24 protein-coding genes are annotated in these 23,592 nt (G+C 52.4%); 7 read left to right on the plus strand and 17 right to left on the minus strand.

Features of this window, described 5'->3' with window-relative positions; genetic code table 11:
* Positions 1-12 precede the first annotated feature (12 nt).
* Genes DFR42_RS09630 through DFR42_RS29130 form a run of 3 tightly spaced genes read right to left on the minus strand, consistent with a single transcriptional unit; the run spans position 13 to position 1,341 of the window.
* A complete protein-coding gene (locus DFR42_RS09630; protein WP_110254731.1) occupies positions 13-594 on the minus strand; it encodes a gamma carbonic anhydrase family protein in 582 nt (193 codons plus the stop codon).
* A gap of 52 nt (positions 595-646) precedes the next feature.
* Complete coding sequence (locus DFR42_RS09635; protein ID WP_110254732.1) at positions 647-1,078, minus strand: MAPEG family protein; 432 nt, start codon at positions 1,076-1,078, stop codon at positions 647-649.
* On the minus strand, positions 1,075-1,341 hold the full coding sequence (locus DFR42_RS29130; protein WP_170133468.1) for a tautomerase family protein: 267 nt from the start codon (positions 1,339-1,341) through the stop codon (positions 1,075-1,077). The genes DFR42_RS09635 and DFR42_RS29130 overlap by 4 nt, the downstream gene beginning before the upstream one ends.
* Before the next feature lie 129 nt (positions 1,342-1,470).
* Here DFR42_RS29130 and DFR42_RS09645 point away from each other — a divergent pair, with 129 nt between their 5' ends.
* Both DFR42_RS09645 and DFR42_RS09650 read left to right on the plus strand, forming a co-directional pair.
* Complete coding sequence (locus DFR42_RS09645; RefSeq protein WP_110254734.1) at positions 1,471-2,484, plus strand: GlxA family transcriptional regulator; 1,014 nt, start codon at positions 1,471-1,473, stop codon at positions 2,482-2,484.
* 17 nt (positions 2,485-2,501) lie between these two features.
* The gene (locus DFR42_RS09650; protein ID WP_110254735.1) at positions 2,502-3,668 is read left to right on the plus strand and encodes an NAD(P)/FAD-dependent oxidoreductase; all 1,167 of its coding nucleotides are present in this window, start codon (positions 2,502-2,504) and stop codon (positions 3,666-3,668) included.
* Positions 3,669-3,689: 21 nt separating this feature from the next.
* Here DFR42_RS09650 and DFR42_RS09655 read toward each other — a convergent pair whose 3' ends face one another.
* On the minus strand, positions 3,690-4,604 hold the full coding sequence (locus tag DFR42_RS09655; protein ID WP_110254736.1) for an AraC family transcriptional regulator: 915 nt from the start codon (positions 4,602-4,604) through the stop codon (positions 3,690-3,692).
* Between the two features lie 104 nt (positions 4,605-4,708).
* Here DFR42_RS09655 and DFR42_RS09660 point away from each other — a divergent pair, with 104 nt between their 5' ends.
* Complete coding sequence (locus DFR42_RS09660) at positions 4,709-5,455, plus strand: SDR family oxidoreductase (RefSeq protein WP_110254737.1); 747 nt, start codon at positions 4,709-4,711, stop codon at positions 5,453-5,455.
* Positions 5,456-5,522: 67 nt separating this feature from the next.
* On the opposite strand, the gene DFR42_RS09665 is transcribed toward DFR42_RS09660, so the two are convergent.
* The 10 genes from DFR42_RS09665 to DFR42_RS09710 form a co-directional block, all read right to left on the minus strand.
* Entirely contained in the window at positions 5,523-6,551 is a 1,029-nt protein-coding gene (locus DFR42_RS09665; protein ID WP_110254738.1) for an adenosine deaminase, read from the minus strand.
* 287 nt (positions 6,552-6,838) lie between these two features.
* Positions 6,839-7,096: a BTH_I0359 family protein gene (locus DFR42_RS09670; protein WP_110255008.1), complete on the minus strand. Its 258-nt coding sequence runs from the start codon at positions 7,094-7,096 to the stop codon at positions 6,839-6,841.
* Between the two features lie 282 nt (positions 7,097-7,378).
* Complete coding sequence (locus tag DFR42_RS09675) at positions 7,379-7,768, minus strand: GTPase (RefSeq protein WP_110254739.1); 390 nt, start codon at positions 7,766-7,768, stop codon at positions 7,379-7,381.
* A 21-nt stretch (positions 7,769-7,789) separates the two neighbouring features.
* Positions 7,790-8,512 (minus strand): response regulator, encoded by a 723-nt coding sequence (locus DFR42_RS09680; RefSeq protein ID WP_110254740.1) that lies wholly within the window; start codon positions 8,510-8,512, stop codon positions 7,790-7,792.
* Positions 8,513-8,681: 169 nt separating this feature from the next.
* On the minus strand, positions 8,682-11,114 hold the full coding sequence (locus DFR42_RS09685) for a sensor histidine kinase (protein ID WP_110254741.1): 2,433 nt from the start codon (positions 11,112-11,114) through the stop codon (positions 8,682-8,684).
* On the minus strand, positions 11,111-11,698 hold the full coding sequence (locus DFR42_RS09690) for a DUF4390 domain-containing protein (protein ID WP_110254742.1): 588 nt from the start codon (positions 11,696-11,698) through the stop codon (positions 11,111-11,113). Before DFR42_RS09690 ends, DFR42_RS09685 begins: the two co-directional genes overlap by 4 nt.
* A 56-nt stretch (positions 11,699-11,754) precedes the next feature.
* Positions 11,755-13,185: a 16S rRNA (cytosine(967)-C(5))-methyltransferase RsmB gene (gene rsmB / locus DFR42_RS09695; protein ID WP_110254743.1), complete on the minus strand. Its 1,431-nt coding sequence runs from the start codon at positions 13,183-13,185 to the stop codon at positions 11,755-11,757.
* 187 nt (positions 13,186-13,372) lie between these two features.
* The gene (locus DFR42_RS09700; RefSeq protein WP_110254744.1) at positions 13,373-14,257 is read right to left on the minus strand and encodes an alpha/beta hydrolase; all 885 of its coding nucleotides are present in this window, start codon (positions 14,255-14,257) and stop codon (positions 13,373-13,375) included.
* A gap of 4 nt (positions 14,258-14,261) precedes the next feature.
* Positions 14,262-14,606 carry a DUF1840 domain-containing protein gene (locus DFR42_RS09705; RefSeq protein WP_110254745.1) on the minus strand — a complete coding sequence of 115 codons (345 nt, stop codon included), beginning with the start codon at positions 14,604-14,606 and terminating at the stop codon, positions 14,262-14,264.
* Positions 14,607-14,749: 143 nt separating this feature from the next.
* Positions 14,750-15,253: a hypothetical protein gene (locus DFR42_RS09710; RefSeq protein WP_110254746.1), complete on the minus strand. Its 504-nt coding sequence runs from the start codon at positions 15,251-15,253 to the stop codon at positions 14,750-14,752.
* 258 nt (positions 15,254-15,511) lie between these two features.
* On the opposite strand from DFR42_RS09710, the gene DFR42_RS09715 reads away from it, so the two are divergent.
* A complete protein-coding gene (locus tag DFR42_RS09715) occupies positions 15,512-15,847 on the plus strand; it encodes a hypothetical protein (protein WP_110254747.1) in 336 nt (111 codons plus the stop codon).
* Between the two features lie 6 nt (positions 15,848-15,853).
* The gene (locus tag DFR42_RS09720; RefSeq protein WP_110254748.1) at positions 15,854-16,354 is read left to right on the plus strand and encodes a GNAT family N-acetyltransferase; all 501 of its coding nucleotides are present in this window, start codon (positions 15,854-15,856) and stop codon (positions 16,352-16,354) included.
* Between the two features lie 101 nt (positions 16,355-16,455).
* On the opposite strand, the gene DFR42_RS09725 is transcribed toward DFR42_RS09720, so the two are convergent.
* Complete coding sequence (locus DFR42_RS09725) at positions 16,456-16,722, minus strand: DUF1161 domain-containing protein (RefSeq protein ID WP_110254749.1); 267 nt, start codon at positions 16,720-16,722, stop codon at positions 16,456-16,458.
* A 397-nt stretch (positions 16,723-17,119) separates the two neighbouring features.
* Here DFR42_RS09725 and DFR42_RS09730 point away from each other — a divergent pair, with 397 nt between their 5' ends.
* Positions 17,120-19,321, plus strand: a complete 2,202-nt coding sequence (locus tag DFR42_RS09730; RefSeq protein WP_110254750.1) for an ATP-binding protein — start codon at positions 17,120-17,122, stop codon at positions 19,319-19,321.
* Here the strand turns inward: DFR42_RS09730 and DFR42_RS09735 are convergent.
* Complete coding sequence (locus DFR42_RS09735; protein ID WP_110254751.1) at positions 19,293-20,495, minus strand: DUF1501 domain-containing protein; 1,203 nt, start codon at positions 20,493-20,495, stop codon at positions 19,293-19,295. The genes DFR42_RS09730 and DFR42_RS09735 overlap by 29 nt on opposite strands.
* 21 nt (positions 20,496-20,516) lie before the next feature.
* The gene (locus DFR42_RS09740) at positions 20,517-22,154 is read right to left on the minus strand and encodes a DUF1800 domain-containing protein (protein ID WP_110254752.1); all 1,638 of its coding nucleotides are present in this window, start codon (positions 22,152-22,154) and stop codon (positions 20,517-20,519) included.
* A gap of 320 nt (positions 22,155-22,474) precedes the next feature.
* On the opposite strand from DFR42_RS09740, the gene DFR42_RS09745 reads away from it, so the two are divergent.
* Complete coding sequence (locus DFR42_RS09745) at positions 22,475-23,584, plus strand: hypothetical protein (RefSeq protein WP_146218814.1); 1,110 nt, start codon at positions 22,475-22,477, stop codon at positions 23,582-23,584.
* Positions 23,585-23,592: the final 8 nt, after the last annotated feature.

Here is a 23,592-nt window from a genome sequence, read left to right on the forward strand (position 1 = left end):
TAACCTAAATTGTCATTCTCCGGCGGCAAGCTGGGCATTCAATATGGCAATTTCTGCCATGATTTCCGCGGGAAATTCTTCCCTGGCCCATTCCCTGTATTCACCACGCGCATAAGCCAAGCCATTCTTGTAATACATATAGGCATTCAGGCGGTTGCGCACATAATTGTTTTGCGTGCGTATGGCCTTGCCCGGCGTACCCATGACGATGGAATTGTCAGGAATGACAGTACCTTCTTTCAAAAAAGTATGTCCGGCAATAATGCAGTTATTGCCGATCACGCAGCCATCCATGATGGTGGAATTGATACCGATGAGGCAGTTGTCACCTATGGTGCAGCCATGGATGGTGCAGTGATGGGTAATGGAGCAATGGCTGCCTATGATGGTGGGCGTCTGGTCACCGATATGCAGCATGACAAAATCCTGGATATTGGTATAGGCACCGATGATGATTTCCTTGTGTTCTGACCGTGCCACCACATTCACCCAGATCGAGGCATTGGGACCTACGCTGATCTTGCCATACAGTTGCGCCGTGTCATGGATATACGCGGGCTTGTCGAGTTTGACGTCTGGACCTATGAATGCCATTTGCTCCCCCCAATAAACTGGATCAACCAATCAAAGATAACAGCATACTGGGTTACGGATGCATTTGCAGAAGTATTCTGATAACGATCATCCAGCACACCGCCATGCCAGACAGGTACAGTATGGCCCGCCAGGGTTGCAGGCCGCGCAGGTAGACGGCGGTATGCAGATAACGTATCAGCACATAGCTGCCAAACAGCCAGTTGGCGCTGGATTGTGTGCCACCGAGCAAGGTGTAAGTCAGTGCCAGGGCGAGAAAGAGTGGCAGGTTTTCTACATCATTGCGCCAGACTCTGGCGCAACGTTGGACCAGATCTGCCTCTGCTTCTACAGAGCGCAGGCCAAACATACCAGCGTCCTCTGGCAAAAGGTAGCGGCGGCTGCGTATGCGGCTGATGACCTGTACACCGCTCAACAGACTGGCTTTCAGGAATAGTGTAAGCAGCGCCAGGACAAAGCTGGACAGGGCAGGGTAGTTCATCATATTGTCACCTCAGTATTTTGTGTGCAGGATTTGGTATCTCTGGCTGTCGTAAATTGTGCGATTTGCTGGCTAGAGGGACGTAAGCCACTCATGGACCAGGCTTCTGCCTCGCTTTCCTGGATATTGATCCAGATGGATTTCTTGAATTCAGTATTGCCACCGCCTTCCACTTCCATCAGTACATCGGCAATTTTTTCCAGCAGGCGCTGTTTCTGTTCCGTGTTCAGCATTCCTTTAATCGTATTGATTTGCACGTAGGGCATGTCGTACTCCTTGTGTGATTGCTTGTAAGAGACTTCATTGTGCAGTCTGCGGAAAAGTACTACCATTGGCTGAATCGACAAAAAAAGGTGTTTAATGGACGGTGGGGGCAAATTGGACAGGATAGCCAAATGACAATGAAGACAACAAAAGATGGAATTATCCGTATAGGCGTACTGGTCTACCCAGGCTGCCTGCGCAGTGGGGCAGTCATGCCGCTGGATGTGTTCAACATTGCCAATACTCTGGCAGGCATACGTCCGGCGGGTAGCAAGCCTGTGCAATTCGAGGCATGTTGGGTCAGTGCTCGCGGCGATATCTTGCAGGAAGTCGATGGCCTGTATTTTCAGGCACATGATATTCATAAGCAGAAACTGGATGCCCTCATGGTGCCGGGCATAGATCACAGGGACAGCAGCCAGCTCGATGGCTTGCTGGATGCACTGGCACCGGAACAGGCGCTGATGGAGAGTTATCTGCGGGACGACGGTCTGCTGATTTCCAGCTGCTCCAGCACCAGCCTGCTGGCACGTACTGGCAAGCTTGATGGCCGCCGCGCTACAACGAGCTGGTGGCTAAGCGCTTATTTTCGCAAGAATTTCCCGCAGGTTTTGCTGGAAGCAGAAGAACTCATCGTGCAGGATGGCCAGCTGGTTTCTTCTGGTGGCGTGACTTCCTATATCGATTTGTCCTTATGGCTGGTAGGACATTTTGCGGGGGAAGAACTGCGCCAGATGACGGCCAAGATACTGGTGGTTGACGCCAATAGAAATAGCCAGGCACCCTATGTCGCCAAGGCCATCATGCAGGATCAGGGCCATGCCGTCATTGAACGTGCACGGCGCTGGCTGAACAAGCGACTGGATCAGCAATGGGCCATGGCTGACCTGGCCAGCTATTGCAATGTCAGCCAGCGTACTTTGCTCAGGCGCTTTCAGGAATCCATGAAACTCAGCCCCATCCACTATGTGCAACAATTAAGGGTGGAGCGCGCCAAGGCCTTGCTGGAAACCACGCGCCTGTCGCTGGAAGATATTACGACGCGCTGCGGTTATGAAGATGTTTCGAGTTTCAGTAAAATCTTCAAGCATTGGGCGCAGGTGACGCCCAAGGATTACCGACGCAGGTTTGGATTGAGATTCTAGAGTGCATAAGGATGACAATGGATAACAGACATATAGTGATCGTTGGTGGTGGTGTCATAGGCAGTGCAGTAGCTTATTTCCTGGCAGTGCATCCACGCTTCCAGGGCAGGATCACCGTGCTGGAACGTGACCCGACTTATACCCACGCCTCATCTGCGCTGTCTGCCAGTTCCATACGCCAGCAATTCAGCACGGCGCTGAATATACAGATGTCGCAATTTGGCATCGCCTTCCTGCGTGACCTGCATCATCACCTGTCGGTTGATGGGGAGTTGCCGGAACTGGGTCTCAGCGAACATGGTTACCTGTATTTGGCAACTGAAGCTGGTGCTGTCACTTTGCGTGAAAATCATGAGATACAAAGGGCCGAACAAGTAGATGTGGCTTTGCTGAATCAAGCCGTACTGAAGCAGAAATTCCCCTGGCTGAACGTTGATGACCTGGCTTTAGGTTCGCTGGGCCTCAGTGGAGAAGGCTGGTTTGATGGCTATGCCTTGCTGATGGCATTTCGCCGCAAGGCACGCAGTCTGGGTGTCAGTTATGTACAGGCAGATGCGCAAGATTTTGAACACGACAAGGGCAGGGTGACAGGTGTGCGCTTGCGGGATGGCAGAGTCATTAAATGTGATGTCGCCGTCAACGCAGCCGGTGCCTGGGCGCGGCCTTTACTGGCGGGCACGGGTTTTGATTTGCCCGTGGTTGGCCGCAAACGTACGGTGTTTGTGGTATCCAGCCCGGCGCAGACGCCGGCTTGCCCGCTCATCATCGATCCAACCGGTTTATGGTTGCGGCCAGAAGGCCAGCACTGGATATGTGGCTTGCCACCAGAAGATGATCCCGATGATGCACCGCTGGAAGCAGACTATGAGCAGTTCGACACGGTCTGGCAAATCATGGCGAATCGCGTTCCTGCTTTTGAAGCTTTGCGCATGCAAAGAGCCTGGGCTGGTTATTATGAATACCATGTGTTTGACCAGAATGCCGTCATCGGTGCACATCCGCAACTGGCTAACCTGATATTGGCGAATGGTTTTAGCGGACATGGCATGCAACATGCACCGGCCACCGGGCGCGGCATTGCTGAGCTAGTGGTTGACGGCGCTTACAGCAGCCTGGACCTGTCGCCACTTTCGGCGCAGCGCGTGCTGCTGAATCAGCCTTTAATGGAAAAGAATGTGATCTGAAGCTGCGCTTGCAAGGCAGCTTTAGCCTGCTGCCTTCATCACCTCTCTGGCGAAATGCGTGGGTGGCATACCAACATGGCGGCTGAAGGCGACGCTGAATGCACTGGCGGAGCCATAACCCACATGTTCTGCAATTTCTGTGATGCTGGCTTCTTGCTGTGCCAGCATTTTTTTGGCCTTAGCCATGCGCCAGGTTTGCAGGTATTCCATAGGCGCGATGCCTACTGTGCGGCTGAAGCGCTCGAAAAAAGTCGAACGTGAAAGTGCCGCTTGTCTGGCCAGTTGCGCCACTGTCCAGGGCTGCTGGATATTTTCATGCATGGAGCGCAGTGCGATCGCCAGTCTTTCATCTGCCAGCCCGCGTAGCAGGCTGGGCGATGCGTTACTCCCCGCAGTGGAACGCAGCGCTTCGATGAGCAAGACTTCCAGCAGATGTGCAAGTATGACTTCCCGCGCGGGCCGCTGCGCACGCGATTCTTCGCTGATCAGCTGTACCAGCGCGCTCAACCTCTGTTCACCGCGGACATGCAGCAATTGCGGCAGCAACGACACCAGCAAGGCAGCGTCTGGCGAAGCAAAACTGCAATGCCCTACCAGCAGTATTACTTCAGGCGCGCCATCTTGCCTGCCCAGCCTGAATTCACCATGCAACAAGGCCACTGGTTCGGTATCGGCATCTTCTTCAGCCAGTGCTTCCATGCTGGACATGCTAAAGCCCTGGGTGGCGGGGATGAGCGCAAAGTCACCCTGTTGCAGCAGGACTGGGGACTGCCCCATCACTGTCAAGCGGCTGCTGCCTTCAAGTATAAGGCAGTAGAAGGTCTGTCCTGATTCATGGCGACTCACCCGCCATAAACCCGCAGCCTTGACGACCTTTGCATGCCTGGCCTGAGGCTGGAGCAGGCTGACTACTTCGGCAAGAGGATCTGTGCTCATGAGATGTTCGGACGATTGCTAATAAAAGGTGGACTATTACTTATGGATAGTCCGGTTTCGACTGATTATAGTCTGATTTCCAAAAACTACTTTCGGATATCATCATGAAAACTGTACTCATCACCGGATGCTCATCCGGTTTCGGCCTGGTAACGGCACAATACTTTCTTGAGCGCGGCTGGAAAGTCATCGCCACCATGCGTACACCTCGCGAAGAGCTGTTGCCACGCTCAGAACACTTGCGTGTGCTGGCCCTGGATGTCAGCAATCCAGACAGCATACGCGCCGCAGTCGAGGCGGCAGGAGATATTGATGTGCTGGTCAATAATGCTGGCATAGGCATGCTGGGTGCGCTGGAGGGGACAGAGATGGCAACGGCGCGGGAAGTCTTTGAAACCAATACTCTGGGAACCATCGCCATGACACAGGCCATGCTGCCGCAGTTCAGGCTGCGCAAGCAGGGCGTCATCATCAATGTCACGTCCAGCGTGACCCTGAAAGCCTTGCCTCTGCTGGCTGTATATACCGCCAGCAAGGCGGCAGTGAATGCCTTTACTGAATCGCTGGCGCTGGAAATGCAGCAATTCAATGTGAGCGTAAAGCTGGTGCTGCCAGGGCGTGCACCAGAGACGCGCTTTGGTGACAATGCCAGGCCACGCATGCAGACAAGTATCCCACCTGCTTATGCTGAGCTGGCGCAGGGCGTGTTTGCTGGTTGGGCAGAATCACCAGCGCTGCTGACCCAGGCGAGTGATGTGGCAGAGGCTGTATGGTATGCCGCGACAGATGCATCCAGCCCCATGCGCATTGCGGCAGGGGCGGATGCCCAGGCATTGATGGATGTGGACTAAAGCGAGGTATATCAAGCGTTCCTGCTGCGGCTTCTGCCGTGGCAGGAATGTCCCAAGTTGATGGCGCTCAGTGTTGCTGCGCGTATGCTTCCAGCTCGTCCAGCCAGAGCTGTTTTTGCTCATCTGACACAAACGAAGCTTCAAAGGCATTGCGGGCCAGTTGTACCAATTCTTCTTTACCCAATTCCAGCGCATCGGCTGTGGCGATGTAATTCGCATTCATATAACCACCAAAATAAGCCGGATCATCTGAGTTGATGGTTACGCACAAACCTGTCCGCAGCATACGCGCCAGATTATGCTCACGCATATCCTTGACTACGCATAGTTTTAAATTCGACAGCGGGCATACCGTCAAAGGCATGCGGCTTTGTTGCAACCTGGCCATCAGCGCAGGGTCTTCTTCTGCACGCACACCGTGGTCTATGCGTTCAACTTGCAAGACATCGAGGGCGCTATGGATATAGGCTGGCGGGCCTTCTTCACCAGCATGCGCGACCAGACGAAAACCCATGGCTTGCGCTATTGTGAAGACATGGGCAAATTTTTCTGGCGGGTTGCCAACTTCGGCAGAATCCAGGCCCACGCCTGTCCACAGGTCGGCATATTCATCGCGCAGGGGCAGGGCTGCTTCCAGCGTGGCAATGGCATCTTCTTCACTGAGGTGGCGCAGGAAACACAAGATCATGGCACCAGAAAACCCGTTTTTGGCACGCGCTTCGCGCAAGGCGCGGGCGATGCCGGAAAATACCGTGGTGATGTGTATGCCGCGTGCAGTATGGGTTTGCGGGTCAAAGAACAATTCCACATGGCGCACATTGTCAGCCAGGGCACGTTCTATATAGGCATGTGTCAGGTCAAAAAAATCCTGCTCAGTTTGCAATACGGCAGCACCGGCATAATACAGGTCCAGGAAAGACTGCAAGTCTGCAAAGTCATAAGCTGCGCGTACTTCTTCTACGCTGGCGTAGGGTAATTGCACGCCGTTTTTTTGCGCGAGGGCAAACATCAGTTCAGGTTCCAGTGAACCTTCTATATGCAAATGCAATTCTGCCTTGGGCAGGCCACGGATAAAGTCGTGCAGTTGAGTACTCATGATCTTGAACCTGAAAGGGGTAATTCCGGATAATAGTATGGCAATGATACGCTGAAGATATCACTCCACCCTTTTCAGGATATCAAAACCAGATGATGTTCTGTATAGATGGCCACATATTGATACTGTGATACTGACCATTGCCTGATGCTGCGGGAATTGTGTTGCTGCCGGTATGTGAACAACGGGTTAACAGACGCGAAGCAGTACAGACGACAGCCATCGTCCCTATCTATCTTCGCGCCGTTTTCATAGTCTGTTGATGAAGCCGATACCTGTAGTGCAGATTAGTGCAATAAAACGCTTTGCCCCATATAGCCGTCAAACTGGCCGAGGAAGTCGTCGATTTCTTCTATGCTGGGTTCACTGGCGATGAGGTCAGTCACATCTTTACGGAAATTGATTGCCAGGGGGCCACCAATAAACCATTCACGACGTACTGCCTTGTCAGTGATTTCATAACCGCCAAAGCGCAGGGCTTCATGGTCGGTATCTGCGCCATATTCTATGACGCTGTATTGATCGCTGTTATAGATGATGTTCATTTTATGCATCCTTTCTGGCGGGAGGATAGTTCCTCTGGTTTTCCGTTCATGGTGCTTACATTGATGCAATGACAGCGAATTTCAAGCAATTGCCGCTGATGAAGCTAAACGCGACGCGATTTTGAGCCTGTGATGCTCGCCGTACCATTGTACGGCTGCGCTTCTCGGTTCAAACTAGCGCCGCTCGCTACGCTTCCTCAACGACACTTGCGATTGCGTTTCTGTGCTGTTATTAAGTATTACGGCATGGCAACGTCTGGACTTTAGCGACTTAACATTGGTTCACAAGCTAGTGTTGCTATTGATCTCAAGCAGTTGATTGTAGGTGGGATCCTGGAGTGTTAGCAGGAGTTTATCTAAATGGGCATCGCTGGCGATGCCTAGGTATATATTAGCTGGTTTTTGCCTGAGTGCGCGGTTCAGGGTGACGCGCAGGCTGAGGTTGCCTATACAACAAAAGCAGCCGGGGGCAATGCGGCTGACATGCAGCAGCTCGGTAGGATGCAGGATATCTTGCCCATCTGGCAAGCCTTCGAGTATGACGACATTCTTGTCGGCGTTATTGCCAGCACTGTTATTGCGTAAACGGGCAAGGGAGGCTGCGATTGCTGCCTCCCTCTGGGTATAACTCGCGCCATGTACCAGATGTAATTGCGCTTTTGCGGTATTCACACTGCTAGTGATACTTAAGGCTTACTCGCCACGCTTCGCATATTTCATGGACTCGACGCCCAATTGCTTGAGTTTGCGATACAGATGCGTGCGTTCCAGACCGGTTTTTTCTGCCACCCTTGTCATGCTGCCGCCTTCGCGGTTCAAGTGGTATTCAAAGTAGATACGCTCGAAAGCATCCCTGGCTTCGCGCAGGGGCAAGTCAAATGACAGGCTGGCGAATTGATTATTGGGTGCAGCGGCTACGGGCTGGGCAGCAGAAAAATGCCTGGCTTCATAGGCTGGTGCAGCACTGCCAAAGCTGCCTGAGATATTGGCGCTGGCAGGGCTGTCATTGCTGATCACGCGCAAGGCAGGGGCGGCAGGTTTTGCTGGTTCTGTGCTGCGGGTCAGGCCTTGCTGTACTGCTTTCAGCAATTTTTGCAGGGCGATGGGTTTTTCCAAGAAATTCAAGGCACCTATCCGGGTTGCTTCAACCGCAGTATCTATCGTGGCATGCCCGGACATCATGATCACAGGCATAGTCAGCAAGCCATCACGCTGCCATTCTTTTAACAGGGTAACGCCATCTGTGTCCGGCATCCAGATGTCAAGCAGGACCAAGTCCGGCCTGGCTTCTTGCCTGGCCTGACGCGCCTGCTGAGCATTTTCAGCAAGTTGAACCACATGACCTTCATCGCCGAGAATTTCAGACAACAATTCACGGATACCCATTTCATCATCTACGACCAATATGTTTGCCATAAATCTACCCTATTACCGCCTCTATGTTTTCTTGGGTGCTTCTTACCGTTAGATGTCCGGTTTTACATTCGCTACCGGATAAAAAATTTCAAAGTGCCCCTACTGCATTTTTTTCTGTATTCCTCTTTTGGGAATATCAGACGAATAGCCGTCAGCAAGTATGGCGAACTTATGCCGTATTTGCATCCGGTGCTAACTTTAACAGCAAAATCGCCACTTTTGCACCGTTTGTATCGCTGCGATTTTGAATATCGATCCTGCCACCATGTTCATCGATGATTTTCTTTACCATTGCCAGGCCCAGGCCAGTACCACGTGGCTTGGAAGTGGCATAGGGCTCAAATGCGCGTGCCAGGATTTTGCTGGAAAATCCCGGGCCGTTATCGATAATTGACAGGCGTACTGCAGAGTGAGCAATCTGGTCAGTACCGGTATAACGCACCACATCAGTAATGACATCAATGCGCGGCACGAAACCGGGAGTGGTATTGTCGGCCACCGCATCTTGTGCGTTTTGTAAAAGATTGTGAATTACCTGGCGCATCTGGGTGGCGTCACCCATGACCTTGGGTAAATCAGCCGCCAGTGTCAGCTTGATGGCATCGCGGCCATCACCGGCAATATACAAATGCAGCACTTCATCGATCAGGCCAGCCAGATTCAAGGGCATGAGAACTGCTGGTGGCGTACGTGCATAATCGCGGAAATCATCGACCATGCGCTTCATGGAAGTCACCTGGTTGACGATGGTGGTGGTGCTCTTGTTGAGTATCAGGACATCGGTTTCGCTGAGCTTGTCCTGCAATTTCATTTGCAGGCGCTCGGCGGATAATTGGATAGGTGTCAGCGGGTTCTTGATTTCATGTGCCAGGCGACGTGCTACTTCACCCCAGGCGATGGAGCGCTGGGCAGAAATGATATTGCTGATGTCATCGAACACAACGACATAGCCACTGCCTGAAGCCACCGGCAAATGCGAGCCACGCGCCAGCAGGGTAATGCTTTGTTCATCTTCCGCGACAACCGCCTCACCAGGCGCAGTTGATGTTCCTTGCGTTGCTGGCAATGTGGCTTTCTTGCCTTTATTGGGGCGGGGAACTTCGATTTGCTGTTGCCAGTGTTGTTCGCGTTCGTTTTCACCACCAGCGGCTGACTGTGCATGTTGTTCAGAAAAAGCCTTGGAAATGGCAAAGGCAAAAGCCTGCATGCCATCAATATCTGCCAGGGGTTTATTGATTTCGCTTTCCAGCCTGCGCTGCAATATGCGTTCTACCGATTCATTGCAGGTCACCAGATTGCCATTCTGATCCAGCACCATCACACCAGCCGACATGTTCGCCAACACTGATTCCAGATACGCCTTGGCGTTTTCCAGCTCGTTGCGGTTTTTTTCTACCGTGGCGCGGGCATCAAACAATTGCCTGGTCATGGTGTTGAAAGACTTGGTCAGGCTGCCCAGTTCGTCAGTACTGGTGACGATGGGACGGGGGGAGAAATTACCCTCGGTCACGGCCTTGGTGCCTTCTGCCAGCAGCAGCAATGGTCTGGCCAGCTCGCCTGAAATCAAAAAGGCGCTGGTGATGGCGGCGACAATTGCCAGCAATAATGTCAGCGTCAGGGTGATGATGTACATCTTTTTCAGATTCACCCGGCCTATGGAGCGCACCTGGTATTCACGCGAAGCATTGCTCAGGGCTTCGGCATGCATGGCCAGGTTGATGGGTACGGGTTGTATCAATTGCAGATACAGGGCTTCGTTTTGCAGGGAAATCCAGCCTGTGCTCATGCGCAAAGGTACGACCACGCGCGAACGCAGGATGCGGGCAGGTTCCGGGGCCAGAGCGGGACGGGTAGCTCCGCGGGTTTCAGTGATACCGCTGGCAGAGTTGGCGGCACTGTTGCTACTGGATGAGGCCGTAACCGGGTCGTCATCACTACCTGGGGTAGGAACGAGTTTTTCATCCCTGGCGGCATAAAAGCGCGACAACTTGACTTGCCTCAGCATCTCAGGTGTAGGCAGTTCAGGCAGCAGGCTGTTGACGTTTTCATTGGCAGAGGCAATCAGGCGGCCCTTGCTGTTGACGATGGTGGCTTCCTGTACCTGCATGCGTTCACGCAGGCGTGACAAGTGGATGGACATCGAACTTTCAGACGGGTCAGACAATTCCGAAGCCATGTCCTTGGCCTTGGATTGCAAGTCTGCCAGCAGGAAATCCAGTGCAGTCATACCCATGTTCTTGCCAGAATCGAGGGCAGATTCCACCTTGACGTCAAACCAGGATTCAATCGAGCGTGAAACGAATTGCACCGACACTACATAAATCACCGTGCCTGGCAAGATACCCACCAGGGCAAACAAGACCACCAGCCTGGTCATCAGCTTGGAACCAAACTCACGCGCCCGGAAACGGCGGAAGAGTCGTAATACCAGGGTCAGTACCAGGATCAGCAGGGCCAGCGCAACGACGGCATTGGCATCCAGCAGCCATTCATAATAGCGCTCGAAGCGCGAGGAATTCTCGGAAACGGTGGTCAGAAAGAACAGCAGGATGCTCATCAGAGCACCACCGATAATCAGCGCATACCGCAAAAATCTTGTCACTTGTCTTCAGCCTTGAAGGAAAAACGCTTCCACTCGGTTTTCTGACTCCAGTGACTGTCGTTGAAGCTGGGTATCTGCAAATGCATGGGGATCTTGCTCAGACCCATGCGCAATTGCACTGCTGCGTTGTAGTTGGCACCAGCAGACAGCAGGGATTTATCTGCGATCAGCCAGCGATTTGGCCGGGTGACCAGGTTCAGTGCGGTATCAAGCGAGGCAAAATTCTGTTGCAGGCCACCGTTGATAGTGACGTTGTATTGCTGCGTCCATTCATTATAGGCAATCCTGACCAGGTATTCGCTACGCACCACCTTTTCATCCACCCAGTACCAGCGTGAGCGGGTCAGTTCAACTTCGGTAGTAAATGAGACGGGGATGCCGTCGCGGATAGCCTTGCGCAGGCTGTCACTGAGTTCCAGGGAAAAAGTGGCCGCCAGCCGATAACCTTCGTCGCTGGCTTCTATTCTTGCCGTTTTGACTTCCACATCGGCGGCCTGGGCCGCAGGCGTCACTGCCATTGCCAGCAGCGCCAACATCAAAGTCAGCGATAACTGGCGCAGCAGGGAAGCGAAACGTCTGAACATGCAATCAATACGAAATCAAAAGTCTGCTAATGATAGCTTGAACTTGTTGGCATTCGTTAATTTTGCAGTGGTTTTTGAAACAATGCATAGAACAAACCGTCATGTTCGTTGTTGCTTTCGGACGTAGTTGCCATGCTTGGCAGTAATTGGCCAGGTGCATCCAGGCGCTCTGCGCCGTTGCGGGTAGCAAAAGCGGCGGCCTGGGCTTCGGATTCCAGCGGCCAGATTGAACAGGTGACCATCAGCATCTTGCCGCCCGGTTTCAGCATGCGCCACAGATTGTCGAGGATGCGGGCAGACAGTGCTGCCAGCTGGGCTGCATCAGTCTTGCGACGCAACCAGCGGCTGTCAGGGTGACGCCTGACCACGCCAGAAGCCGTGCAGGGCACGTCAGCCAGGATGCGGTCATAAGGCTGGCTGTCCCACCAGTTATTACGGGAAGCATCGCCTTCCTTGATGGTGGCAAACAGTTTCAGGCGCGCCAGGTTTTCATGGATGCGCTGGATACGGGCCGGGTCGGTGTCGACGGCAGTCAATTCTATGTCTGCCAGTTCCAGCAAGTGGCCAGTCTTGCCGCCTGGGGCTGCACAGGCATCCAGCACCCGCATGCCTGTTTGCACATCCAGCAAAGGCGCTGCCAACTGGGCGGCGGCGTCCTGTACTGATACGACACCAGCTTCAAAGCCAGGGATGTTCAGCACCGGCATGGGGCGGTCAAGGCGTACGGCAAACGGACCTATCTGGTTGGCACCGATTTGCAGGCTGGTCAGTAATTCCAGATACGCGGTTACTGTGCTGGCACGCTGATTGACCCGCAAAGTCAAAGGCGGGGCATGGTTGCCGCAGTTTAAGATGGCTTGCCAGTCTTGCGGATAAGCTGCCTTGCACTGGTCTACCCACCATTGCGGGTAATTCCAGGCTGCGGCTGGTTGCTTCATGACCAGCTTCAGTAATTCATCTTTTTCGCGCAGGTAACGGCGCAACACAGCATTCACCATGCCTTTGGCAAATACCATATGCGGGCTGGAAGTGGCAGCAGTGACTGCCTGATCCACCACCACAAATTCTTCATACGCCTTTTCCTCATCACCTTCATTGCCCACCAGCAAGGTCAGGGCGCAGCACAGCATGCTATATAACAAGGCCGGTTCTGGCGTCTTGTTGGTCATGATCTTCAACAAGGCATCAACCCTACCAACCTGGCGCATGGTGCGGTAGGCAATATCCTGTATTGCGCCACGGGCTTGCGGCAAGGGATTGGTTTGGGTGAAGACCCTGGTCAGTGCCTGCGGCAAGGCTGTACCTTCTAGCACATAGGCTACCGCCTGGGCTGCGCCAACCAGGCTGAAAGCCAGGGAATCAGTTTTGACTTCTATGGTTTCAAATTCCACCTGTGGCTTGCTGGGCACAGGGGAAGTGCTGCCTGTACTGGCACTGCGGGCAGGTTTGGCTGGTCGGCCCAGGGTTTTTCTTGGTTGATCTTGCATATGTCTGGATAGTTTTATTGCAATAAATTGCTTTAGTGGCAATTTAACATGGTCAGCCTGATAAGGCGAGAGGGCGCTAGTGTAACAGCCTTGTCGCCTGCATTCGCTTTCTGTGGTCCGCCAGCACGCCGGACCACGCTACCTGACTGTAGCCAACTTCTAAACCAACATCTGAAAATCCATCAGCTCAGGCTGCCTGTTGTATCTGTTCCAAAGGGGTAAATTGCTGCAGTTCCAGCCAGGTGCGCAAGTCATCGAATACCCTGGTGGCATCGAGCTCATTAAATATTTCGTGATAGAAGTCGGCATAAAAATGCGCGCTGAGCTGGTCATTGCTGAGCTTCTCCAGGAAACGGCGGCTGCCTGCCGGGTCAACCAGATGGTCGTCATCCGCCACCATCATCAGCAAGGGCATGCTTAATTCTGTTGCGTGTGCATGGCAGTAATCCATGGCTTGCAACATGCTGGTCAACAAGCGCGCACTGAGGCGATTATGTACCAGGGCATCATTTTCATAGGCCAGCACTACTTCACCATCGTGTGACAGATAGCGGGTTTGCAAACCATTCGGCAAGCCGACGCCGGGTATCAGGCTGGAAGCCACTTTCAGCAAACCATGCTGCAAGTTCGACATGCGTATCGCCAGCGCGGGGGAAGATAATATGAGTGCGCGTAGCGGTGTCAGTTGTTCGAGTGCATAGCGGGCAGCAAATAAGCCACCCATGCTATGCCCCAATAAGATGGGCGGCCCCGCCAGTTGCTGGCTAAAGTCGCTGATGACCATTTGGGCATCGCGCAAGAGGCACATGGAGTCTGGTACATCACCGCTGCCGCCGTCAGACTGACCATGGCCGCGGTGATCATAAGTGCGCACGACAAAACCCAGAGCATTGAAAAATCTGGCGACATGGGCATAGCGCCCGCAGTGTTCGCCCAGGCCATGCATGATGACCACCCCTTGCTGCGGCTGGGCCATGACGGCCTCTGCCAGTGGCCAGTCGCGCACAAAAATCGCCTTGCCATCGGCGGTCTGGAGTTCGAATTCCCTGGTATTTTCTACGTGGGAAGTCATGGCTTTATACGCCCCACATGACTTCGCGTTGCATCTTGTTGGCGGCGTGCAGCATTTCCAGCACAGGGAAGGCCCTGGTGGCAAAGCTCACCGGTTCTGGTGTTTCGTGTTCGTTGTCATCACCATTTTCATTATGGTGGGCATTCACATCGCGGCTGACTTCTTCGGAAATCGGGTGCGCCTTGCTTTCGGCGACTGCTGCTTCGATTTTTTGTATGGCTTGTGGCAGTTCCGGAGGTGTAATGATGCCGCGTTCTACATCCTTGTGCAGCAACTCAAGGATACGACGGGCATGTTCTTTGTACATGGTGATTTCTGTGGCAGCTTTGGATTTGAACGTGATCAGCATGGACACTTCCCCTTTTCTTTTAATCTTGTAAGTCTGATATAGGCAAAACGGGCAAGCCAACTCTGCGCTCGGGCACAGATGGCTGGCTAAGCTTACTCATATAATAATCCCAAAATGCCTGTTTGTTGTTTCAGATTGTTGATTCAGTGTGTTTTGAATGAGGTCATGAAGGTGTCTGTCACTTCCTGTTTCATGTCTTTTTCCTGGCCCAGCATGACGATTTGATAGACCCAGGGGCCGCGTATCAGGAAGCGGCCTACCATCATGATGGGCTGGCCATTGCGCAATTTGCCACGCACTTCCACGGTGTCCGGCGCTGTGGTTTTTGTGGTTTCAGGTGTTCCCTGGATATTATTGATCATGCCTTTTTTCATGGCTTCCATGATCTGGCCAGCCTTGCCTGCATCCTCAGCCCTGGTGCTGCCGACGGCAAAACTGATACCACCTGCTTCACCTGCCAGCATGCTCATCTTCAGGCTGATACCTTCAAGTTGCAAGTCCTTGCTATCGCTCAGAGGCTTGCCTGGCATCAGAATAGTGTACGGCGCGTCATTGCTGCGGGCGTCGCGCCAGTCAAATTTGGGGCTGCAGGCACTCAGCAATACCAGGCTAACAAACAATACGACACGATGGATGACAGATTTCATGAGGTGTACTTGAATAAGATTGCAAGAAGACATTCATGTTTATGGCTTTCTTGCCGTCAACAATAAGTCTGAACATAGCGCTACATGATAATTCCTTTAGACAGATTCCGGCTGTTTTTGCATGCAGATGGTGCGCCAGCCAGATAATTGGACGGTGATTCCATTGCTGTCCTCTGCAACAAGCCATTCTGTACAGGTATACACTGAGTTATCATAAACAGACCTGTTTGATTGTTTTACTTAATTTTTGGTGCTGTGATGTCATTTTCCAAGTTTTCCGGGATTTTTTTACTGATGCTGACATCGCTGGCTGGCTGCGACCGTCTGGGCTTGCCCGACCCTGCCAAGGATGCTGCCGCCCGTGAGTCGGATGCTCGTGCAACTGGCAGCGCCTGTCGCCATGCCGGTCGCGCCATTGAAGACTGTTATGCTCTCAACCCGGATGCTGCGAGGGCAGCCGTGTATGCGGGATGGAAGGAAATGAATGACTATATGCGTGAAAACAAGATCGATATAGTCAAGCCAGAGCTGGCAAAACCAGAAGCATCGGCTAGTGCTCAGGAAGGCAGTGCCAATGCCAAGGCCACCAAATAATTCTTTATGACCGTGTTGTTGCGCACTATGCAGGCAGATGATCTGGCTGCGGTTTATCAGATACAGACCCAGGCTTATGTGGCAGACATGGTGGAAGCACCTGCCTTGCTGGCAGCCCGCCTGGCCAGCGCGCCAGAATGTGCCTGGGTAGCAGTACAAAATGGCCAGGTACTTGCCTATCTGGCGGCTTATCCCTCAATACGTGGGAAAATTTCTGCTCTGGGGGAGGACTTTCAAATCGCCCAAGCTGCGAATGCGCTGTATTTACATGATATGGCGGTAGCTACTGAACATAAGGGCAAGGGCCTGGCACGCGCCATACTCGAATTTGCCCTCGCACATGCGAGGAAGCAGGGCTGGCAACATGCCTGCCTGGTGTCGGTACAAAGCACACGGTCTTACTGGCAAAGCCTGGGCTTTATGGAGCAGACTGAGCTGGATACTGAGCAAAAGGCCATACTGGCGACTTATACCGGCACTGCGCATTACATGCTGATGGATTTATAAGACAACAGTAAAAGCAAAACGGACCCGCCTGCTGCCTGCAGGCGAATCCGCTCTGGTTTTACTTTTTGCTGTGGCGTGATGTGGTGAGACAGCGGGCCTGATTACTCTTCAGTTTTACCACTGGCCTTTTCTTTTTTGTAAATAATCTTTTTCTTGCCGCCTTCGCAGCTGCCTACCACGCGGTGCTTGGTTTCTGTATCGCTGGAGACTACTTGCAGGCTGTAATTATTCACTCCCTTGCGTTCCAGTTTTGCTGCGACTTTGTCTTTAATGGTTTCACAAGAAGTGATTTCGGCCCACGCCGGGGCGCTGCTGAGCAACAAACTGATGACCAGACCCTGGCCTGAAATCAAAACGCTTTTTCTCATTTTGCCTGCTCCCTTTCTAATGGTTTGTTATAGCTTTATGGCAAGCTGGTCGTCACGTAGACGCTGGCTTGGCTGCATAAAACCGTAACATTTCCCCAGTGTTTTTGACAGGAAAAAATAGTTTCTTCTGTGAAAGCGTGGTAAATCGTCTGCAAATTTGCTGTAACAGATGTAATTTCTTGGGTTTCCCTTATATTCTTTCCTATGCTGCAGTTCGAGCTGGGCGATGGCTGGCTGCTGTCGGGGTAGAATGCGTTTTTTGCTTGCTTTGCTTTATCATTCTGGTAACTTGGTGATATCTGATAAGACAACTCTATATTCGGGCAACATGCAGGTTTCAGCAACTTGCCAGACTTGAGCACAAGGATGCGCTTTGAGCAAGACCGGACGACATGACATGAAGCCAGCAGGATTACCCACCAGCCGCTTAGCCATTGCGCTGGCGGCCAGTCTGGTGCTGGCTATCATCATCGGTGCGGCCACAGCCATCTGGATGTTGCGCATACAGGAAATCGGCAAATGGGAAAAACAGACCGAGACCTTCAGCATCGTGCTGGCAGAAACCGTCAGCCAGCAGATGGACTTTGCCTATACCGCCCTCGACAGTATTTCCGAGCGCATACAAGACCGCTGGAGCGTCAGTGCTGAATACCTGACAGTCAAATTATCTACCCATGATTTTCATCAGTTCCTGCGTGAAAAAGCGTCGCTCTCACCGGCAGTAGAAGTGATCTCCGTGCTTGATGTTAACGGCAATGTGATTAATACCTCGCGCACTTTTCCCGCGCCTACCTATAGCCTGGCGGACCGTGATTACTTCATTGCCCAGCGTGATAATCCTGTACAGGGGATATTCCTGAGTTCTTCAGTGCGCAGCAAGACCACTGGCAAATGGATGTTCTTCCTCAGTCACAGGCTGACGGGCAGCGACGGTGAATTCATCGGTGTCGTCATCCTCGGCATGTCGCCTTCTTTTTACTCGCAGTTTTATGAAAAACTCAGTGCCGACGGCCATGCCTCCATAGGCTTGCTGCGCAATGATTTCACCTACCTGGCACGCTGGCCTGAGCGCGGCGAAGTCATGGGCATGCGTAATCTGACTGGCAGCACGTATGAACTGGTGCATGGGCAAAATAAAAAGTCGGGTGTCATTATCGGCAATAATCCACGCATGGCCGAAGGTGGCAGGCAAATCACCCGCATGGCTGCCATACAGTCGCTGGAGAAATATCCGCTGATTATCAATTTTTCTGTCGATGAAGACTTGTACCTGGCTGACTGGCGCAAAATCAGTACCGGTATCGTCGTCATTGCCATGAGCGGCATCCTGGCTATCGTCGCCGCTTTCAGCGTGCTGGTGAATTTGCTGGAAAGACGGGAGCAGGATTTACTGGTCACCACAGAACTCAAGCAACAGGCTGAAGTCATCAACCGCAACCAGGCCCATTTGCTGAAAAACCTGACCGAGCAGCAAATCGCCTTGAAAGATTCTTCCGACAGGTTGCAGGCCATTTTCCAGAATGCGGCGGACGGTATCATCATGATCGATGACACTGGCAAGATAGAAGCACTGAACCCGGCTGCCGTGGCTATCTATGGGCATCCAGCCAATGAAGTAGTCGGCAAGAACGGCAAGTTCTTCTCGCCACCAGGCCAGCCTGATTTGCTGGGCCTGGCCATGAGCCGCAGGGAATTCCTGGAAACCGGTTGCCTGCGTACCGAGGCTGAACGCATGCGCAAGGATGGCAGCCTGTTCCCGGCAGAGCTGGCGATTACCGAGTATTACCATGCTGGCAGGCGCAAACTCATCGTCATCGTGCGCGATATTTCCGAGCGGCGCAGGATGGAACGCATGAAGAGTGAATTCATCTCCACTGTCAGCCATGAACTGCGCACACCTTTGACCGCAATCCGTGGTGCGCTTGGGCTGGTAGTGGGTGGTGCCATGGGCCTGGTGCCAGAAAAAATCGCTGCCTTGCTGGGCATGGCACACAAGAATAGCGAAAGCCTGACCCGGCTCATCAATGACTTGCTGGATATTCAAAAAATAGAAGCCGGCAAAATGGACTTTGTCTTTGAAAGTCTGAACCTGCAAAACCTCTTGCAGACGGCAGTGAATAATAATCAGGGTTTTGCGCAAAGTGTGGGTACGGAAATCGTCATCGGCAAGCTGGCAGATCAGGCGGCAATCATGGTCGATGCCGGGCGCTTTCAGCAAGTCATGGCCAATCTCTTGTCGAATGCCTGCAAATATTCTCCTGAAGGCGCAACCGTTACCGTGCTCAGCGTGGACAGGGGTGAAAATATGGTGCGCATAGAAGTCATCGACCAGGGTACGGGTATACCTGAAAGTTTCCGTGAACGCCTGTTCCAGAAATTCTCGCAGGCAGATTCTTCAGATACCCGTGCCAAAGGCGGCACCGGCCTGGGCCTGGCTATATCCCAGGCCATCATACGTCAGATGCATGGCGACATAGGTTATTACATGAGTGAAGACCCGGCACAGCCGGGCACACATTTCTATATAGACCTGCCTTTACACCAGGAAGGCCTGACTGGCCTCGAAGCGATTACAGCAAAGCCAGATCACGTGCTTTGACACCGGCGAACACCTGTTCTACCTGGCCAGCATTCAAACCATACAGACGGCTGAACAAACCACCAAGCACGGCACGGTATTCATTCAACACAGGGTAGTCACGGTTCTGGAATAATTTGCCTGCTTCAAGAGAAACTTGCTCACCAGCGATTTGCCCGCCCTTGATGCCACCACCCAGCACCCAGTACACCGTGCCATGACCATGGTCAGTACCGCGTTTGCCATTTTCGCGGAAAGTACGGCCAAATTCACTGATGACCACGACCGTGGTATTGCGCCAGGCGCTGCCCATTTCAGTACGATAAGCGGCCAGGCCGCGTCCCAGTTCCTCGAACTTGACGGCCAGCGTGCCAGTTGCTGCACCCTGGTTGACATGGGTATCCCAGCCACCGACATCAATAAAGCCCAGCGCATATTTGTCGCGCATGAGTTTGGCTATGCGTTGCGCTTCCAGCTCGAAACCCTTGGTCGAGATGGCATTGCGGTTGGCGCTGTTCATTTCTTCTGCCATTTCACGCGCCACTTCATCGCGCATGGCAAAACCATCCTTGACGGCTTGTGACAGGCTGGTATCGGCATACATCTGCATGATCAGTTCACGCTGGCGCTGATCCACATTCGCCTTGCTGACATTGCGCAGGGCGGTATTGGCGATATGTGCCTGCCCCTGCATGGCCAGTGGTAACTGATCGGTGAACGACATGGCACTGACCTTGCCGTTATTTCCCAATACTTTGGCCAGACGGTTCAAAAAGCCAGAATGGAAATCCCGGCTCGTATTCAGTGGCTGACCCATTTCTATACTGTCCTGGGTTTCAAAGTGGCTGCGCGATAAATCATCTGTACCGGCAAAGGGGATGAAGGCTGCTTCACCCTGCTGGAACATGGGGTAAATCGTGTCTCGCAGAGCCGGATGCAGACCCCAGTCGGCATTCAGTGCCAGTGCCGCATCCGGTATGGAGCCTGGCCTGGCGATGGCAATATTTGGCCTGGCTTCATAATAAAAATTACTGGAAGTAGGCACCAGCAAATTGCTGGCATCATAGCCGCCGCGCAAGAACACCAGCAGCAAACGGTTCTGGGTAGCGGGAGCAGCCATGACCTGGCTGCTCAAACCCAGCATGGCGGAGGATGGCAGCAGTGCCATCGCTTTCAATAAGTCTCTACGGTTCATGGTGGACCTTTCCGTAACAATTTAGCGACGCATCATTTCCGGCGATGCCAGGAACATGGTGTTCCATTCCTGCGCAGTGCGGGTTTGATTCAGGGCGGTTTGGGTAGCAGGGCTGAATTTTGTGCTCCAGCTCTTTACATAGGCAGATGCCGCCAGCGCCGGTTGCGGCGGTTTTTCCTGTGCGGCTGGTACTGTTGCTGGTCCAGCCTGAACTACCGATGCAGGTTGCATACCTTGCATGGCTGGTGCAGCTTGCACGGCCACTTGGTTTTCCACACGGAACAAGGCCGGGTTGCCGCCTGCAATTGATCTGGCAATATCAAAGCGCACCGTCATCTGTCCAGAACTGGCCCATGAACTTTCATTAAGTGCATAACCATCCGGCGTCTGGCGACCATTCAATTGCTGTCCCATCATGTTCAGCCAGTTCAGCATGGGGCCGGTATTGACGATGGTATTGCCGTCATAAGCCAGCCGCACGGAGGCCAGCATATAGTGCAGCGGGTCTTTGAATTTCTTGCCCAGTGAAGCGATAAATTCCTGGCTATTGAACATGGTGCGCAAAGTGGCTGCGATATCACCATCGGTTTGCAGGAAGCGTTGCGCCATTTTATCGATCAGGTCTTTCGATGGCGTGTCAGAGACAAAGAAGGTAGCCAGCTTTTGGCTGACAAAACTGGCAGTCGCCGGTTGTCGTGAAAGCAGCACCAGTACTTCATCAAGTTCAGCCATGCCGCGGCCCTTGATGGTTTTGCCTAATACCTGCTTCTCACCAAAATCATGACGTTGCGGGTTGAATTCAAACAAGCCCTGTTTGACATAGATTTTTTCCAGTTCAGGCTTCATGCGTGGCGCATCCTTGTTCAGATTGATACCCACACCTGTCAGCACCCTTGCCAGTTCCTGCACATCTTTCTGGCTATAACCACCATTCACACCCATGGTGTGCAATTCCATCAATTCACGGGCATAGTTTTCATTAATGCGGTTGGCAGCATTGTGTTCATTATCCAAATACCTGAGCATGGCCGGGTGCATCACCGTGGCCCGCAACAAATCGCGGAAATTACCCAGGGCATGTGGCCGTATTGCCTGTTCTTCAAAATCCCCCAGCATGGCACGCACATTGGCCTTGCCATTATGGATATTGAAATGATTCATCCAGAACCAGCTCATTTGTTCCTGCAACTGGTTGGGCGAGTAAACGTCACGCAAGAGTGCGCGGGTAGAGGCTTCCCTGGCCAGACGTGTCAATTCTTGCTGATATTCCTTGCGCAAGGTGTCGTCCGTTCCCTTTTGCTGTTCTGAGGCAAGACGACGTGCTTCCAGCTCGCGCATGAGATCCGGCAATGGCTGGCGCGAAATGCTCATCGCATCAATCTGGCTTTGTATCGCAGGCGGCAAGACGGCATTGCGAGCACGCAATTGCTGGTCCAGATAGCGATCAGGCCCGACCGCCTGCAAGGCTTGCAAACTGGAGGGGTTACTACCCCAGGTCAGGCGGTTCAATAACTGTTCTGGTGCAACTGCTGCCTGCGTCAGTGTCTTGCCCTGCCTGCCATTGTCATCAGCATGTTGCTGGGATTGGCTGCCACAGGCAGTCAGCAAGATCAGCAGGCTGGCGCTCAGCGCATGCTGCAGCTTGAATTGGATTTTCATGCTTGCCCCTCGATTGAGTATCTGTCTACAACGCGTCAGACAGCGAATTGTGATACCAAGTTTAGGCTTATTTTGCGAAATTTTCGTAACGTGCTGTAACAGTGGGAATGAAAGGCATCAAGAACAAGCATGAAAAACAGGCTATCCCCGAACGCAACAAGAGAATTTGCAGGCGGGCAATTTATGCACGTTATTAACGGAATTGGTATTAATAAAAATTAAATTAGTTGTTAAATTTGATAATGTTAATTATATTTAATGACCATTGAGCGCATACTTTTGCAACTTCTGTTTTTTAAATTTTAATGAAGGGCTTTGCGATGAAGACGCTGCTGGCAAGTTCATTGCTTGCCCTTGGATTGTTATCGTTTACTTCTCCCATCTGGGCTTTTAAATTAAAACCAGAAGGTTCTTTCATAGAAAGAAAGTTGGCGACACGTTCTCAAAGTGAATGGGAAAAACTGCTTGCAGCGGTGGCTTTTAGAGGGATACACAAGGTTGGAGAATCCGTACACGAAGAAATTACCAATCGCATACTGGGTTGTGAGGGTGATGCAGATATTTGCGGTGCACCTGATTACGAGCCGAAATTTGCTTATGTCCTGGCTGGTGTACGTTGGAATGATGATCCACCTTTTCGTTTTGAGCGCGGCCAAGGTGATTTCGGCGGTTGCCAGAATGGCGCTACGGTCAGACTGAATACTTTCCCACGCTGTTGGGCAAATGTTTTCAAGGATGGTGAAAAACGCTCAGTCAACGGTGTCTCGCTCAATGCTGATACCGCTCCTTTGCTGGTACGTTCGCATTTTGGTGACATGCAATTTTTGCATGCCATGGCATCGAAAGACAAAGAAGATGCCGACAAAGTCCTGAAGCGTATTCTGGTCTGGGCAGAATTCACATGGCGTACATCCCTTGGCGAATTTCCATTAAGTGCCACCGTCAAGGATGTAGCTGTTCCAGGAATCAGTGAGTTCTTTCAGACCAAGGGCTGGTCGGTTCAAGATTTGTTTGCGCTAGGCAATCCGCATGTACGCAAACCAGACAATATGGCTGAATTGGCATTTGGTAGTTTGCTGCACGTGGTGGAGGACTCTTTTGCTGGTGGGCATGTGGAGCGCGCCACGCCAGATGAACGTAATCAGTGCCCCAAAATGACTACAGCGGTTCCCATGCCTGGCAAAATTCTGGAATTTCATTCCTACATCAATCAGGATTCAAAAAAACATGGCGACGACGACGTGCGTAACGCGTTCTCCGCTGCTTGGTCAGGTGCCCGGCCGAATGTACTTGACGTGGGACGCACGCTCAATACCTATTTCGTTCGTCGTGCGACATGGGATGAAGTAAAACCTTACATCGAGTGCATATTTACCCTGCATGAAAATGTAAGGGCCGCCAGCGCTGGCGAAAAATACGCACGCGATTGAAGTCATTA

The sequence above is a fragment of the Undibacterium pigrum genome, assembly GCF_003201815.1.
Taxonomy (GTDB): Bacteria; Pseudomonadota; Gammaproteobacteria; order Burkholderiales; family Burkholderiaceae_D; genus Undibacterium; species Undibacterium pigrum.

Bases quoted from the DNA above. Each gene is read 5' to 3' on its own strand.
- DFR42_RS09630 (WP_110254731.1), bottom strand. From the start codon at position 594: ATGGCATTCATAGGTCCAGACGTCAAACTCGACAAGCCCGCGTATATC.
- DFR42_RS09635 (WP_110254732.1), bottom strand. From the start codon at position 1,078: ATGATGAACTACCCTGCCCTGTCCAGCTTTGTCCTGGCGCTGCTTACA.
- DFR42_RS29130 (WP_170133468.1), bottom strand. From the start codon at position 1,341: ATGCCCTACGTGCAAATCAATACGATTAAAGGAATGCTGAACACGGAA.
- DFR42_RS09645 (WP_110254734.1), top strand. From the start codon at position 1,471: ATGACAATGAAGACAACAAAAGATGGAATTATCCGTATAGGCGTACTG.
- DFR42_RS09650 (WP_110254735.1), top strand. From the start codon at position 2,502: ATGGATAACAGACATATAGTGATCGTTGGTGGTGGTGTCATAGGCAGT.
- DFR42_RS09655 (WP_110254736.1), bottom strand. From the start codon at position 4,604: ATGAGCACAGATCCTCTTGCCGAAGTAGTCAGCCTGCTCCAGCCTCAG.
- DFR42_RS09660 (WP_110254737.1), top strand. From the start codon at position 4,709: ATGAAAACTGTACTCATCACCGGATGCTCATCCGGTTTCGGCCTGGTA.
- DFR42_RS09665 (WP_110254738.1), bottom strand. From the start codon at position 6,551: ATGAGTACTCAACTGCACGACTTTATCCGTGGCCTGCCCAAGGCAGAA.
- DFR42_RS09670 (WP_110255008.1), bottom strand. From the start codon at position 7,096: ATGAACATCATCTATAACAGCGATCAATACAGCGTCATAGAATATGGC.
- DFR42_RS09680 (WP_110254740.1), bottom strand. From the start codon at position 8,512: ATGGCAAACATATTGGTCGTAGATGATGAAATGGGTATCCGTGAATTG.
- DFR42_RS09690 (WP_110254742.1), bottom strand. From the start codon at position 11,698: ATGTTCAGACGTTTCGCTTCCCTGCTGCGCCAGTTATCGCTGACTTTG.
- rsmB (WP_110254743.1), bottom strand. From the start codon at position 13,185: ATGCAAGATCAACCAAGAAAAACCCTGGGCCGACCAGCCAAACCTGCC.
- DFR42_RS09700 (WP_110254744.1), bottom strand. From the start codon at position 14,257: ATGACTTCCCACGTAGAAAATACCAGGGAATTCGAACTCCAGACCGCC.
- DFR42_RS09705 (WP_110254745.1), bottom strand. From the start codon at position 14,606: ATGCTGATCACGTTCAAATCCAAAGCTGCCACAGAAATCACCATGTAC.
- DFR42_RS09710 (WP_110254746.1), bottom strand. From the start codon at position 15,253: ATGAAATCTGTCATCCATCGTGTCGTATTGTTTGTTAGCCTGGTATTG.
- DFR42_RS09715 (WP_110254747.1), top strand. From the start codon at position 15,512: ATGTCATTTTCCAAGTTTTCCGGGATTTTTTTACTGATGCTGACATCG.
- DFR42_RS09720 (WP_110254748.1), top strand. From the start codon at position 15,854: ATGACCGTGTTGTTGCGCACTATGCAGGCAGATGATCTGGCTGCGGTT.
- DFR42_RS09725 (WP_110254749.1), bottom strand. From the start codon at position 16,722: ATGAGAAAAAGCGTTTTGATTTCAGGCCAGGGTCTGGTCATCAGTTTG.
- DFR42_RS09730 (WP_110254750.1), top strand. From the start codon at position 17,120: ATGAAGCCAGCAGGATTACCCACCAGCCGCTTAGCCATTGCGCTGGCG.
- DFR42_RS09735 (WP_110254751.1), bottom strand. From the start codon at position 20,495: ATGAACCGTAGAGACTTATTGAAAGCGATGGCACTGCTGCCATCCTCC.
- DFR42_RS09740 (WP_110254752.1), bottom strand. From the start codon at position 22,154: ATGAAAATCCAATTCAAGCTGCAGCATGCGCTGAGCGCCAGCCTGCTG.
- DFR42_RS09745 (WP_146218814.1), top strand. From the start codon at position 22,475: ATGAAGACGCTGCTGGCAAGTTCATTGCTTGCCCTTGGATTGTTATCG.